The sequence below is a fragment of the Curtobacterium sp. LFS079 genome, assembly GCF_047977865.1.
In the GTDB taxonomy this organism is placed as follows: Bacteria; Actinomycetota; Actinomycetes; order Actinomycetales; family Micrococcaceae; genus Arthrobacter.
The window spans coordinates 81292-95197 of sequence record NZ_JBFPFO010000004.1 but is presented as its reverse complement, the minus strand read 5'-3'; the positions used below and the strand labels follow the sequence as shown (position 1 = coordinate 95197).

Annotated in this window: 11 protein-coding genes; all 11 read left to right on the top strand. The window is 66.3% G+C overall.

Annotated elements, in window-relative coordinates:
• The first annotated feature begins 51 nt into the window (after window positions 1-51).
• The 11 genes from ACNQPB_RS08775 (at window position 52) to gap (ending at window position 13899) form a co-directional block, all read left to right on the top strand.
• Complete coding sequence (locus ACNQPB_RS08775) at window positions 52-1797, top strand: ABC transporter ATP-binding protein (RefSeq protein WP_498751284.1); 1746 nt, start codon at window positions 52-54, stop codon at window positions 1795-1797.
• Entirely contained in the window at window positions 1794-2174 is a 381-nt protein-coding gene (locus tag ACNQPB_RS08770) for a GntR family transcriptional regulator (protein WP_498750884.1), read from the top strand. Before ACNQPB_RS08775 ends, ACNQPB_RS08770 begins: the two co-directional genes overlap by 4 nt.
• A gap of 166 nt (window positions 2175-2340) precedes the next feature.
• A complete protein-coding gene (gene uvrA / locus ACNQPB_RS08765) occupies window positions 2341-5271 on the top strand; it encodes an excinuclease ABC subunit UvrA (protein WP_498750882.1) in 2931 nt (976 codons plus the stop codon).
• 105 nt (window positions 5272-5376) lie between these two features.
• Complete coding sequence (locus ACNQPB_RS08760) at window positions 5377-6111, top strand: HAD hydrolase-like protein (protein WP_498750880.1); 735 nt, start codon at window positions 5377-5379, stop codon at window positions 6109-6111.
• Window positions 6098-6766 carry a lysophospholipid acyltransferase family protein gene (locus ACNQPB_RS08755; protein ID WP_498750878.1) on the top strand — a complete coding sequence of 223 codons (669 nt, stop codon included), beginning with the start codon at window positions 6098-6100 and terminating at the stop codon, window positions 6764-6766. The genes ACNQPB_RS08760 and ACNQPB_RS08755 overlap by 14 nt, the downstream gene beginning before the upstream one ends.
• A gap of 41 nt (window positions 6767-6807) precedes the next feature.
• On the top strand, window positions 6808-8829 hold the full coding sequence (uvrC, locus tag ACNQPB_RS08750) for an excinuclease ABC subunit UvrC (RefSeq protein ID WP_498750876.1): 2022 nt from the start codon (window positions 6808-6810) through the stop codon (window positions 8827-8829).
• Window positions 8830-8900: 71 nt separating this feature from the next.
• The gene (gene rapZ / locus ACNQPB_RS08745; protein WP_498750874.1) at window positions 8901-9824 is read left to right on the top strand and encodes an RNase adapter RapZ; all 924 of its coding nucleotides are present in this window, start codon (window positions 8901-8903) and stop codon (window positions 9822-9824) included.
• Window positions 9824-10840, top strand: a complete 1017-nt coding sequence (locus ACNQPB_RS08740) for a gluconeogenesis factor YvcK family protein (RefSeq protein WP_498750872.1) — start codon at window positions 9824-9826, stop codon at window positions 10838-10840. The genes rapZ and ACNQPB_RS08740 overlap by 1 nt, the downstream gene beginning before the upstream one ends.
• Before the next feature lie 9 nt (window positions 10841-10849).
• Complete coding sequence (gene whiA / locus ACNQPB_RS08735; RefSeq protein ID WP_070349529.1) at window positions 10850-11830, top strand: DNA-binding protein WhiA; 981 nt, start codon at window positions 10850-10852, stop codon at window positions 11828-11830.
• 174 nt (window positions 11831-12004) lie between these two features.
• Window positions 12005-12628 carry a superoxide dismutase gene (locus tag ACNQPB_RS08730; protein ID WP_115787362.1) on the top strand — a complete coding sequence of 208 codons (624 nt, stop codon included), beginning with the start codon at window positions 12005-12007 and terminating at the stop codon, window positions 12626-12628.
• 263 nt (window positions 12629-12891) lie between these two features.
• On the top strand, window positions 12892-13899 hold the full coding sequence (gene gap, locus ACNQPB_RS08725; protein ID WP_498750870.1) for a type I glyceraldehyde-3-phosphate dehydrogenase: 1008 nt from the start codon (window positions 12892-12894) through the stop codon (window positions 13897-13899).
• The last annotated feature ends 7 nt before the right edge of the window (window positions 13900-13906 follow it).

The following is a 13906-nucleotide window of genomic DNA, read 5'->3' as shown; positions in this document are numbered from 1 at the left end:
GGATGGGCGCTGCTCCGCCTGATCGACATGCTGTCCCCGTCCCGCGCGACAATGATCGGTGCGCTTCTGTGCATCGCGTGCTTCGTGGTCCTCAACGTCTCCGCCCCCAAGATCCTTGGGGACGCCACCGACGTCGTGGCCGGAGCGGTAATGGGCGGACGCTTCGATTCCCAGCGGTTCGCTTCCCTGCTGGTCCCGGTCGCGGCGATGTACATCATCGCTTCTTTGCTGAGCTGGGCCCAGGGCAGATTGACCGCCGCCGCCGTCCAGGGACTTGCGTACCGGCTTCGGGAAGCTGTCGAAGACAAGCTGCACCGCGTTGCGGTGGCCTATTACGACGGCCGCAGCCGCGGTGACCTACTGAGCCGGGCGAGCAACGACCTGGACAATGTGGCCCAGCTTCTCAACCAGCTGCTGGGCCAGTTGATTACGTCCTTGCTGATGGCCTTCGCCTCGTTGTGCATGATGCTGCTGATTTCACCGTTGCTGGCCCTGGTGGCCCTCCTCACCGTGCCGGTCTCCGCCCTCGTGTCCTATGCCGTGAGCCGGCCGACGCAAGGCTACTTCGCGCGGCAATGGGCGGCCACGGGTGAGGTGAATTCGATCGTGGAGGAAACTGCTTCCGGCCACGAGACCGTCAAGCTATTTGGCGCGCGGGGGTTGATGGCAGACCGCTTCGCGACGCGGAACAAGAGCCTGTACGTTGCCAGTGCCCGGGCCCAGTTCCTTTCGGGCATGGTGCAGCCGCTCATGGCCTTCGTCTCGAATGCCAGCTATGTGGGCGTCGCCTTGGTGGGCGGGCTGCAGTTCCTCGCCGGCGCCATGACGATCGGCGGGATCCAGGCGTTCATCCAGTTCAACCGCCTGTTCAGCCAGCCGCTCGGACAGATCGGCGGCATGGTCCAAGCCTTTCAATCCTGCTCGGCTTCCGCTGCAAGGATCTTCGAACTGCTCGATGCCCCCGAGCTCCCGCCGGAGCCCGTATCCCTGCCGGACGCCGCTTCCGCAAACGGCCGCCGCGGCGCGGTGTCCTTTGAGCACATTTCCTTCCGCTACCGGCCCGATACCCCGGTGCTCGAGGACCTCTCCTTCAGTGTGGATCCGGGCCAGACCGTTGCCATAGTCGGCCACACCGGGGCGGGGAAGACCACCTTGGTGAACCTTCTCATGCGTTTCCATGAGCCGGACGCCGGACGGATCACCGTTGATGGCGTGGATATCTCGGAGATGCCCCGCGACGCACTCCGGCAGCATTTCGGCGTCGTCCTGCAGGAGCCCTGGATCTTCACGGGAACCATCCGGGAAAACATCGCGTATGGCAACCCCGACGCCAGCGACGCCGAGATCGTCGCCGCCGCCGGGGCGAGCCACGTGGACCATTTCGTACGCTCCCTCCCGGACGGCTACGCGACCATGCTCAGCAATGGCGGGGAGCCCCTGAGCCAGGGCCAGCGCCAACTGCTCAGCATCGCCCGGGCACGTCTTTCGGGGCGGCCCGTCCTGGTCCTGGACGAGGCCACAAGTTGGGTGGATACGCGCACGGAGGTGCTGATCCGGCGCGCCATGCACCGGCTCCGCAGCAACCGGACGTCCTTCGTCATTGCGCACCGCTTGTCCACGATCAGGGACGCTGATCTAATTCTCGTCATGGACCACGGACGGATAGTCGAGCACGGCACGCACCAGACCCTGCTGGCCCGGGGCGGCCATTATGCCCGGCTGCACGATGCCCAGTTCGCCGGGAGCGACGACGCCGAAACGCCCCTCGACGACGCCGGCACCGGGACTGTCCGATGAGCTCCCCGGGGGTGTTCCCGGGGGAGTGGCGGCCGAGCCAGACGAGTTCGGTCCCGCTTTTCGAACAGCTCCGCCTGCGGATCATCGACCTCGCAGACAGCGGCACCCTCCCGGTCGGCAGCAGGCTGCCCGCCGTGCGCAAGCTGGCCGAGCAGCTCGACGTCGCGCCGCACACCGTGGCGCGCTCGTACAAGGAACTCGAGGCCGCCGGCGTCGTGGCCACCCGCGGCAGGAACGGAACAGTGGTCTGCGCCCGCGACGAACGGCACAGCGTGCTTGCCGCCGTCGCCGCCGAATACGCCGCCGCGGCCAGGGCGCAGGGCGCCAGTTTCGCCGAGGCCGTGCAGCTTCTCGCGGCCGCCTACGACGAAGCGTAGCGCGTAGGTCCCTTCCCACCGCTCGCAAGCTCGCGGCGGGGCCCTCGGGACGACGCTTACGCGCACCGCGGTGCTACGGGCGGGCGTCGGGCCCTGTCGCGCCGGTGCGGCGGGTACCCGCACCCGCACATGGAAATTCGAAGAAGTTTTCGATTAGCATTAGTGGGTGCCCAAAGCCGTAGCTGAAGACTCCGCCGTCGAAACCCTCAAGAGCGTTCCCCCTGTCCCTGTACAGCCTGCCGGACATGACCTGTCCCGGCTCGTGGTCAAGGGCGCGCGGGAGCACAACCTCCGCAACGTCGACCTCGACCTGCCCCGCGACGCCATGATCGTGTTCACCGGCCTGTCCGGGTCCGGCAAGTCATCCCTTGCTTTCGACACCATCTTCGCCGAAGGCCAGCGGCGCTACGTGGAGTCACTGTCGGCCTATGCAAGGCAGTTCCTCGGCCAGGTGGACAAGCCGGACGTGGACTTCATCGAAGGCCTGTCCCCGGCGGTGTCCATCGACCAGAAGTCCACCAGCAAGAACCCGCGCTCCACGGTGGGCACCATCACCGAGATCTACGACTACATGCGCCTGCTGTGGGCGCGCGTCGGCCACCCGCACTGCCCTGTGTGCCACGAGCCCATCACCCGCCAGACGCCGCAGCAGATCGTCGACCAGCTCCTCGAGCTCGACACCGGAACCCGCTTCCAGGTCCTGGCGCCGGTGGTCCGCGGGCGCAAGGGTGAATTCGTGGAGCTTTTCAAGGAGCTCACCGCCAAGGGCTACGCCCGAGCCCGCGTCGATGGCGAGCTGGTCCAGCTGAACGATCCGCCCAAGTTGGGGAAGCAGTTCAAACACACCATCGAAGTGGTGGTGGACCGGCTGGTGGTCAAGGAAGGCATCAGCCAGCGCCTCACCGATTCCATCGAAACCGCGTTGTCCCTGGCCGAGGGCCGCGTGCTTGCGGAATTCGTGGACCTCGATGCCGAGGACCCCGCCCGAATCCGCGCGTTCTCGGAGAACCTGGCGTGCCCCAACGAGCACCCGCTGGCCATCGACGAGATCGAGCCCCGGTCCTTCTCCTTCAACAACCCCTTCGGCGCATGCCCCGCCTGCACCGGCATCGGCACCAAGCTCGAGGTAGACGAGGAACTGGTGGTTCCCAACCCCGAGCTCTCGCTCAATCAGGGGGCCATCGCCCCGTGGTCCCTCGGCACCGCCACCACCGAGTACTGGAACCGGCTGCTGGAAGGCCTGGCCATGGAGCTCGGCTTCTCCATGGACACCGCCTGGGAGAAGCTGCCCGCAGATGTCCGCAGCACCGTGTTGCACGGAAAAGACCACAAGGTCGTGGTGCAGTACCGCAACCGTTTCGGCCGGGAGCGCAAGTACAGCACCGGATTCGAAGGCGCCATCCAGTATGTGCACCGTAAGCACGGCGAGACCGATTCGGACTGGGCCCGTGACCGTTACGAAGAGTACATGCGCCAGATCCCGTGCCCGGCATGCAACGGTGCGCGCCTGAACCCGGCTTCCTTGTCCGTGCTTATCAACGGTAAGTCCATCGCGGAAGTATCCGCCCTGCCGATGCGCGAATGCGCGTCGTTCCTCGGCAACCTCACACTGAGCGGCCGCGAGGCCCAGATCGCGCACCAGGTCCTCAAGGAGATCCAGGCGCGCCTGACCTTCCTCCTGGACGTCGGGCTCGAATACCTGAACCTGGAACGGCCCTCCGGCACCCTGTCCGGCGGTGAAGCCCAGCGCATCCGCCTGGCCACCCAGATCGGTTCGGGCCTTGTCGGCGTGCTGTATGTCCTGGACGAACCCTCCATCGGCCTGCACCAGAAGGACAACCGCCGGCTGATCGAGACCCTCACCCGGCTGCGCGACCTCGGCAACACCCTGATCGTCGTCGAACATGACGAAGACACCATCCATGAAGCCGACTGGGTGGTGGACATCGGACCCGGCGCCGGCGAACACGGCGGCCAGGTGGTGCACTCCGGGCCCTACAGCGAGCTGCTGGAAAACCGGGAGTCGCTGACCGGCGACTACCTCTCCGGCCGGCGCAGCATCGAGCTTCCCGCGAAGCGGCGCAAGTACGACAAGAAGCGTGAGCTGAAGGTCATCGGTGCCCGCGAGAACAACCTCAACAACGTGGACGCCACCTTCCCGCTCGGCCTGCTCACCGCGGTGACCGGTGTCAGCGGCTCGGGGAAGTCCACCCTGGTCAACGAGATCCTGTACAAGGTGCTGGCGAACAAGCTCAACGGCGCAAAGCAGGTGGCGGGGCGCCACCGCTCCGTCCAGGGCCTCGAGCATCTGGACAAGGTGGTGCACGTGGACCAGAGTCCCATCGGCCGCACCCCGCGCTCCAACCCGGCGACCTACACGGGCGTGTTCGACAACATCCGCAAGCTCTTCGCCGAGACCACTGAGGCCAAGGTCCGCGGCTACCAGCCCGGCCGCTTCTCCTTCAATGTCAAGGGCGGCCGCTGCGAAGCCTGTTCGGGCGACGGCACCCTGAAGATCGAGATGAATTTCCTCCCGGACGTCTACGTCCCCTGTGAGGTATGCCACGGTGCGCGCTACAACCGCGAAACTTTGGAAGTCCACTACAAGGGCAAGACCATCGCCGACGTGCTGAACATGCCCATCGAGGAAGGCGCGGAGTTCTTCGCGGCCTTCACGCCGATCGCACGGCATTTGAACACGCTGGTGGACGTCGGCCTGGGCTATGTCCGCCTGGGGCAGCCGGCCACCACCCTCTCCGGCGGCGAGGCGCAGCGCGTCAAGCTCGCCTCGGAACTCCAGAAGCGTTCCAACGGACGCAGCATTTACGTGCTGGACGAACCCACCACCGGTCTGCATTTCGAGGACATCCGCAAGCTCCTGCTGGTGCTCCAGGGCCTGGTGGACAAGGGAAACACGGTGATCACCATCGAGCACAACCTGGACGTGATCAAGTCCGCCGACTGGATTGTCGACCTCGGTCCCAACGGCGGTTCGGGCGGCGGTCTCATCGTGGCAACGGGTACGCCGGAACAGGTCGCCAAGTCTCCGGACAGCCACACGGGTACCTTCCTCGCGGAGATCCTGGGCCGGGACTAGGCGCCACGGCCGGGGAATAGGGCAGCGCGCACCGGGCAGCCCGGAAGTATTCCCCGGCCGGAATGTGAATTTCAGGCATGCCTGAACTCGTGAGAAACTAACCCGGTGACTCAAACATCGGTGCCCGTAATCTTCGATCTGGACGGCACCCTTGTCGATCCTGCAGGCGGAATCACAGGCGGGATCGCCGCCGCGTTGAGTGAAATGGGGTTGCCGGTCCCGGACCAGGAAACCCTGGATTCCATGGTCGGCCCCAAGCTCAGCGACTCGTTCGGCACCATCGCGGGGGTTCCCGCGGAACTCGTCGACGAAGCGATCACCCGTTACCGGGCCCATTATCTGGATACCGGAATCGCGGCAAGCCGCCTCTACCCGGGCATCCACGGACTGCTTGACTACTTTGCCGGAGCCGGCCGGCCGGTCGCCGTGGCGACCCAGAAACCGCAGCGGCTGGCACGGGTGGTCCTGGATCATCACGGCATTGCCGGGTTCTTCACAGCGATCTGCGGCTCATCCGACGACGAGTCTCCTGATGCCGTCCTGCCATCGGGCAGAAGCGTTCCCGTCGGTAAGGTCGAAATCGTCGGCGCGGCCCTCGCCGGGCTGGGTGCCCAATGTGCAGTGATGGTCGGAGACCGGCACCAGGACGTCGCAGGGGCGCTGGCCAACGGGCTGGACTGTGTCGGCGTCGGCTGGGGATTCGCGCCCGACGGTGAGCTTGAGCGGGCCGGTGCCATTGCGGTGGTCCGGACGGCTGATGAGTTGCGGAAGAAGCTTGAAGAACTGGACGTTGTCCGTGCGGCGGCGCTGAGCGAGGTGCAGAACGATGGAAGCCTTTGATGTCATCCGCTGGACAACCCGCGGACTGATCTCCGGCAGCTGCCGGCCCACGGTCATCGGCCGGGAAAACGTGCCCAAGGACGGCCCGTTCATTGTCGCGCCGAACCACCTTTCCTTCCTGGACAGCGTTATTGTCCAGGCGCTGATGCCCCGTGGCGTGGCCTTCTTCGCGAAGGCCGAATACTTCACAGGCAAGGGCTTCAAGGGCCGTGCCATGAAGGCGTTCTTCGAGGCCGTGGGGTCAATTCCGGTGGAACGCGGGGAGCAGGCGGCCAGCGTGCAGGCCCTCAAGACCCTGCTGGACATCCTCGAAGCCGGCAGGGGCATCGGCATCTACCCGGAAGGAACCCGCTCCCGCGACGGCCTTCTCTACCGCGGCAGGACCGGCGTCGGCTGGCTTGCCCTCACCACCGGAGCACCGGTGGTCCCGGTCGGCCTCATCGGCACGGACAAGCTCCAGTCGATCGAAACCAACGCCATCCGTCCGCAGCACTTCACCATGAAGGTGGGGGAGCCCCTGTACTTCGACAAGACGGGGCCGGACCACTCCCTCCCGGCACGGCGCGAGGTCACGGACCGGATCATGGATGCCATCGCGGAGCTGAGCGGGCAGGAACGTTCGGCCGGCTACAACCAGAGCAAGAGCGCGGAGTAGCGCCGGCCGCAGGGCCCGGTTTCCCTTACTAGACTGGATCCGTGGCAGATCCAGCGAGTTACCGGCCCAGCACGGGCGAAATTCCAACGACGCCGGGCGTGTACCGTTTCCGGGACCCGCACGGCCGGGTGATCTATGTGGGGAAGGCCAAGAACCTCCGTTCCCGGCTGAACTCCTACTTTGCCAACCCCGCCGGGCTCCTGCCGAAGACGCACGCGATGGTGCACGCCGCCAGCAGCGTCGAATGGACCGTCGTCGCGAGCGAGCTGGAATCGCTGCAGCTGGAATACACCTGGATCAAAGAATTCAAGCCGCGCTTCAATGTCGTCTTCCGGGACGACAAGAGCTACCCCTACCTCGCCGTGACCATGGGGGAGAAGCTGCCCCGGGTGCAGGTGATGCGCGGCGAACGGCGCAAAGGAACCCGCTACTTCGGTCCTTATACGGCCGGCGCCATCCGCGAAACCATGGACACCCTGCTGCGGGTCTTCCCCGTCCGGAGCTGCAGCCCGGGGGTTCTGAAGCGCGCCCAGGCCAGCGGCAGGCCGTGCCTGCTGGGCTACATCGACAAGTGCTCCGCCCCGTGCGTCGGCCGGGTCACCCCGGAGGAACACCGGCAACTGGCCGAGGACTTCTGCGCCTTCATGGGCGGCGAAGCAGGCAGGTTCATCCGCCGCCTGGAGAAAGAGATGGCCGACGCCGTCGCGGGGCTCGACTACGAACGCGCCGCCCGGGTGCGCGACGACATCGCCGCATTGCGCAAGGTCTTCGAACGCAACGCCGTAGTGCTGTCGGAGGACACTGAAGCGGATGTGTTCGCCCTCCACGAAGACGACCTGGAAGCTTCCGTACAGGTCTTCCACGTGCGCGGCGGACGCATCCGCGGCCAGCGGGGATGGGTGGTCGAAAAGGTCGAGGACGTGACCACGCCCGAACTGATAGAGCACCTGCTGCAGCAGGTCTACGGTGAAGACGGCGAGTACCAGGAGCGGATTCCCCGTGAGGTCCTGGTACCGGAGACCCCGGCCAACCATGCTGAACTCATCGAATGGCTCGGCGGGTTGCGCGGAGCAAAGGTTGACGTCCGGGTTCCGCAGCGGGGCGACAAGGCCGCCCTGATGTCCACGGTCCGCGAGAATGCGGAACAGGCGCTGAAGCTGCACAAGGTGCGCCGCGCCGGCGACATCACCGTGCGTTCCCAGGCGCTGCAGGAACTCCAAGAGGCCTTGGAATTGCCGGTTCCGCTGCTCCGGATCGAATGCTTCGACATCTCCCATGTCCAGGGCACCAACGTGGTCGCCTCCATGGTGGTGGTCGAAGACGGACTGCCCAAGAAGGCCGACTACCGCAAGTTCTCCATCACCGGCGAGGCCGCCCGGGATGACACCGCGGCCATGCACGACGTCCTGACCCGACGCTTCCGGCATTACCTGCAGGACAAGGCTGCACAGCCGCCCAAATCGGGGGAGATCCCGCCGGCAGGAACTCCCGTAGGGGAGGTCCGGCCCGACGGGCAACAGGATGAAGAGGCGGAGGCGGCCGCTCCCACGGCGAAAGCCAAGTTCGCCTACCCGCCCAACCTCGTCGTCGTCGACGGCGGCCAGCCGCAGGTGAATGCCGCGGCGCGGGCCCTCGGGGACCTTGGCATCGACGACGTCTACGTGGTGGGCCTGGCAAAGCGGCTCGAAGAGGTCTGGCTGCCGGACAGCGATTTCCCCGTGATCCTGCCGCGTACCTCGCAGGGCTTGTACCTGCTCCAGCGCATCCGCGACGAGGCCCACCGCTTCGCGATCACCTTCCACCGGCAGAAGCGCGGGAAGGCCATGACGGTCTCGGCACTGGACGGCGTCCCTGGCCTCGGGGAAGCCAAGCGGAAGGCACTCCTTGCACACTTCGGTTCGCTCAAGAAGATCAAGGCCGCGACCGCCGTCGAACTCACCGCGGCCAAGGGCATCGGCCCCGCGCTGGCGGAGGCGATCAGCAGGCACCTGGGCGAGGCAGCCGAACGCAACGGAGCCGCCGTGGCGGTCAACATGGCCACCGGCGAAATCCTTGAATCTTAGCTAGGGTAGGAACGGACCGCTGCCGCAGCGGCTCCGGGAAACGGACCATCTCGAAAACGGGGAGAGATTTGATGTCAGAGCCAACGGCAGGATCCGGCGCGGAGCAGGACGGGCTCGTTCCCGTCAAGCCTGTCGAAGCGGAACTGCTGGTGGTGACAGGCATGTCCGGTGCCGGCCGGAGCACCGCCTCCGACGCCTTGGAGGACCACGGCTGGTACGTCGTGGAGGGCCTTCCGCCGCAGATGCTCGGAACGCTGGCCGAGATCGTCTCCCACGCGCCCGGTTCCATCCCGAAGCTCGCGATCGTGGTCGACGTCCGGAGCAAGGGGCTGTTCACCGACATCCGCACCGCACTCGGTGCCCTGAGTGCCAGCGGAATCACCTTCCGGGTGCTCTTCCTTGATGCCAGCGACGAGGTCCTGGTGCGGCGCTTCGAGCAGGGCCGGCGCCCGCACCCGCTGCAGGGCGGCGGACGCATCCTGGACGGCATCGCGGCCGAACGCGAGGTGTTGAAGGAACTGCGCGAGTCCGCGGACATTGTCCTGGACACCAGCGCCTTCAACGTCCATGGCCTTGCCACTGCCATCACCCAGCTCTTCAGCGAAACCGGCCCGGTGACGCTCCGCCTGAACGTCATGAGCTTCGGCTTCAAGTACGGCCTTCCCGTCGACGCCAACTTCGTGGCCGACGCCCGCTTCATCCCCAACCCGCACTGGGTCCCGCAGCTGCGCCCGCACACCGGGCTCGACGCCGACGTCCGGGACTATGTGCTCGAGGCCGCGGGGGTCCAGGAATTCGTGGACCGGTACGTCCAGGCCCTTGAACCTGTGCTGGACGGTTACCGCACGGAGAACAAGCACTACGCCACCATCGCCGTGGGCTGCACCGGCGGCAAGCATCGCTCGGTGGCGGTCGCCGTCGAGCTTTCCAAGCGTCTGGCGCAGTATCCGCGCGTGAATGTCACCACCACCCACCGCGACCTGGGCCGGGAGTAATGGGAGTCCTGACAGGTCCGCTGCCGCTCATCCCGCCAAAAGGGACCCCCGGCAGCCAGAAGGACAAGAGCCGTTCGGTGGCGGCCCTCGGCGGCGGCCACGGGCTGGCGGCGTCGCTGTCGGCCCTGCGCCTGCTGACGTCCGAGCTGACCGCCATCGTGACGGTGGCCGACGACGGCGGCTCCTCCGGGCGCCTCCGCGAACAGTTCGGCGTCCTCCCGCCCGGAGACCTGCGCATGGCGCTGAGCGCCCTCTGTGACGACACCGACTGGGGACGGACCTGGCGCGACGTCATGCAGCACCGCTTCAAGGCGCCGGAAGGCCGCGAAAGCCCGCTTGACGACCACGCCATGGGCAACCTGCTGATCGTGACGCTCTGGGAGCTTCTCGGAGACACGGTGGGCGGACTGAAATGGGCCGGAGCCCTGCTCGGCGCCCGCGGCCAGGTGCTGCCCATGTCCAGCGTGCCCCTGACCATCGAAGGCGACGTCCGCGTTCCGCTGCCCGAGGGCGGCTACGGAGTGCAGACCATCACGGGCCAGGCAAAATGCGCGGTGGCCGGGTCACTCGAAGACGTCCGCCTGATCCCGCAGGACGCTCCGGCCTGCACCGACGCCCTGACGGCCATCGAGCTGGCGGACTGGGTGGTCCTCGGGCCCGGCTCCTGGTACACCTCCGTGCTGCCGCACCTGTTGCTTCCCGAGATGCGACAGGCCCTGGTGGGCACCGCCGCCAAACGCTGCCTCACCATGAACCTGGCGATGGACACCAAGGAAACGTCGGGCATGAGCGCGGCGGACCATCTGGACGCCCTCCGCAAGTACGCTCCGGAGTTCAGCGTGGACGTCGTCCTTGCGGATCCGGAGTCCGTCTCCGATGTCCCGGCCTTCGAAAAGGCCGCCGGCCGCATCGGTGCGGAGGTCGTCTTCGGTAGAGTAGGTGCGTCCCGGCGCCGCCCGGTCCACGACCCCCTCCTCCTGGCGGCGGCGTACCACGATATTTTCGGGAACAGTTAGGAACACGGCATGGCACTGACCGCATCGGTCAAGGAAGAACTTTCCCGGCTGGATATCAAGAAGTCCTCCGTGCGCAAGGCCGAAGTCTCGGCCATGCTGCGCTTCGCGGGTGGGCTGCACATCATCTCGGGCCGCATCGTCATCGAGGCCGAAGTCGACCTCGCCTCCACCGCCCGGCGACTGCGCGCGGCCATCGCCGAGGTCTACGGCCACCAGAGCGAGATCATCGTCGTCTCAGGCGGGGGACTGCGGCGCGGCAGCCGCTACGTCGTCCGCGTGGTGCGCGACGGCGAGGCCCTCGCCCGGCAGACCGGCTTGCTGGACGGCCGGGGCCGCCCCGTGCGCGGGCTGCCGTCCGCCGTCGTCAACGGCTCCGCGGCCGATGCCGAAGCCGTCTGGCGCGGCGCCTTCCTCGCCCACGGCTCGCTGACGGAACCCGGCCGCTCCTCGTCCTTGGAAGTGACCTGCCCGGGGCCGGAGTCGGCCCTCGCACTGGTTGGCGCAGCCCGCCGGCTTGGCATCCAGGCCAAGGCCCGCGAGGTACGCGGCGTCGACCGGGTAGTGATCCGCGACGGCGACACCATTGCCGAGCTCCTGACCCGGATGGGCGCCCATGACGCCTTGATGGTGTGGGAAGAGCGGAGGATGCGCAAGGAAGTGCGCGCAACCGCCAACCGGCTGGCCAACTTCGACGACGCCAACCTGCGCCGCTCGGCCCAGGCTGCAGTCGCCGCGGGCGCCAGGGTGGACCGCGCCCTGGAGATCCTGGGCGACGACGTCCCCGATCACCTCAAGTACGCAGGCGAACTGCGGGTGGCACACAAGCAGGCAAGCCTGGATGAACTCGGCCGCCTCGCTGACCCGCCCATGACCAAAGATGCAATCGCCGGCCGGATCCGCCGCCTGCTGGCCATGGCCGACAAACGCGCCGCGGAGCTCGACATCCCGGGCACCGAGGCAAATGTGACTCCGGAAATGATGGACGAATAGCCTCCGTGCCTAGAATCGACACGGCGGGGGGAAATACCCGGCCGGCCCCTCCGGTTATGCGGATGGTCCGCCGGGAATGCAGTGCTCCCCAGGGATTTCCGGCCGGTGCTTCGGCCGGATGAACACAACCAGAGTTAGCAACAGGACCGACGGTCCACGACATTGGAGGGTTTCGTGACAGAGTACGTACTTCCCGAGCTTGGCTACGACTACGCGGCGCTTGAGCCGCACATTTCGGCGAAGATCATGGAGCTGCACCACAGCAAGCACCACGCTGCCTACGTTGCCGGTGCCAACAACGCCCTGGCCCAGCTGGCCGAAGCCCGCGAAAAGGGCGACTTCGCCAACATCAACCGCCTCTCGAAGGACCTGGCTTTCCACACCGGCGGCCACATCAACCACTCGGTGTTCTGGAACAACATCTCCCCGGACGGCGGCGACAAGCCGGAAGGCGAACTCGCAGCTGCCATCGAGGACGCTTTCGGCTCCTTCGACGCATTCCGCGCGCAGTTCACCGCGGCCGCCCTCGGCCTCCAGGGCTCCGGCTGGGCCTTCCTTGCCTACGAGCCCATCGCCGGCAACCTGCTGATCGAGCAGCTCTACGACCAGCAGGGCAACGTCGCCGTCGGCACCACCCCGCTGCTGATGCTGGACATGTGGGAGCACGCCTTCTACCTGGACTACGTCAACGTCAAGGCCGACTACGTCAAGGCTTTCTGGAACATCGTCAACTGGGCCGACGTCGCCAAGCGCTTCGAAGCCGCCCGCGCCAACGCCACGGGACTCATCGTCCTCTAGCCGGTGACCCGGAAGACACGCAGATGTAACAAACTTCACATTCGCGTGAATTTCGCCCAAATGGCGGAAAGCCCGCCCTTGCAGTTGCAGGGGCGGGCTTTCTTGAACGTAAGATAGGTCACGGAAGGCGTCAGCCTTCAGCAACGTGGCTGGTCGCCCTCCGATCTGATAATCACTTCTGCCCAAAGACGTGCGGGATTTGTTAGTTGGAATCAAGATCCGACTCACTAGATGTGCTTGAGAGAGCACCAAGGAGACAAAAAGTGACCACCCGTATTGGTATCAACGGCTTCGGCCGTATCGGACGCAACTACTTCCGCGCAGCGCTGGCCCAGGGCGCCGATCTCGAGATCGTCGCGGTCAACGACCTCACCAGCCCCGAGGCGCTGGCACACTTGCTGAAGTACGACTCCGTCGGTGGTCGCCTGACCCAGTCCGTCGAGGTTGTCGACGGCCAGCTCGTGGTGGACGGCAAGGCCATCAAGGTCCTCGCCGAACGCGATCCCGCAAACCTGCCCTGGGGCGAGCTCGGCGTGGACATCGTCATCGAGTCCACCGGCTTCTTCACCAAGGCCGCCGCTGCACAGAAGCACATCGACGCCGGTGCCAAGAAGGTCCTGATCTCCGCTCCCGCCTCGGACGAAGACATCACCATCGTGATGGGTGTGAACGACGGTCTCTACGACACCGCAGCGCACAACATCATCTCCAACGCTTCCTGCACCACCAACTGCCTCGGCCCGCTCGCCAAGGTCATCAACGACTCCTTCGGCATCGAACGCGGCCTGATGACCACAGTCCACGCCTACACTGCCGACCAGAACCTGCAGGACGGCCCGCACAGCGACCTCCGCCGCGCCCGCGCCGCCGCCATCAACATGGTCCCCACCTCCACCGGCGCAGCCAAGGCCATCGGCCTGGTCCTGCCGGAACTGAAGGGCAAGCTCGACGGCTACGCCATCCGCGTTCCCGTCCCCACGGGCTCCGCGACGGACCTCACCGTCACCGTTTCCCGCGAAGTCACGGTCGACGAGGTCAACGCCGCGGTCAAGGCCGCTGCCGAGTCCAGCCTCAAGGGCATCCTGAGCTACACCGACGCCCCGATCGTCTCCTCCGACATCGTCGGCGACCCCTCTTCCTCGATCTTCGACTCCGGCCTGACCAAGGTCATCGGCAACCAGGTCAAGGTTGTTTCCTGGTATGACAACGAGTGGGGCTACTCCAACCGCCTCGTCGACCTCACGGAGCTCGTCGCATCCAAGCTGGGCTAGGGTAGAC

Excerpts from the sequence above, each read along its gene's own strand:
- ACNQPB_RS08755 (WP_498750878.1), top strand. The coding sequence starts at position 6,098 with ATGGAAGCCTTTGATGTCATCCGCTGGACAACCCGCGGACTGATCTCC.
- whiA (WP_070349529.1), top strand. The coding sequence starts at position 10,850 with ATGGCACTGACCGCATCGGTCAAGGAAGAACTTTCCCGGCTGGATATC.
- rapZ (WP_498750874.1), top strand. The coding sequence starts at position 8,901 with ATGTCAGAGCCAACGGCAGGATCCGGCGCGGAGCAGGACGGGCTCGTT.
- ACNQPB_RS08775 (WP_498751284.1), top strand. The coding sequence starts at position 52 with ATGATCGGTGCGCTTCTGTGCATCGCGTGCTTCGTGGTCCTCAACGTC.
- ACNQPB_RS08740 (WP_498750872.1), top strand. The coding sequence starts at position 9,824 with ATGGGAGTCCTGACAGGTCCGCTGCCGCTCATCCCGCCAAAAGGGACC.
- ACNQPB_RS08770 (WP_498750884.1), top strand. The coding sequence starts at position 1,794 with ATGAGCTCCCCGGGGGTGTTCCCGGGGGAGTGGCGGCCGAGCCAGACG.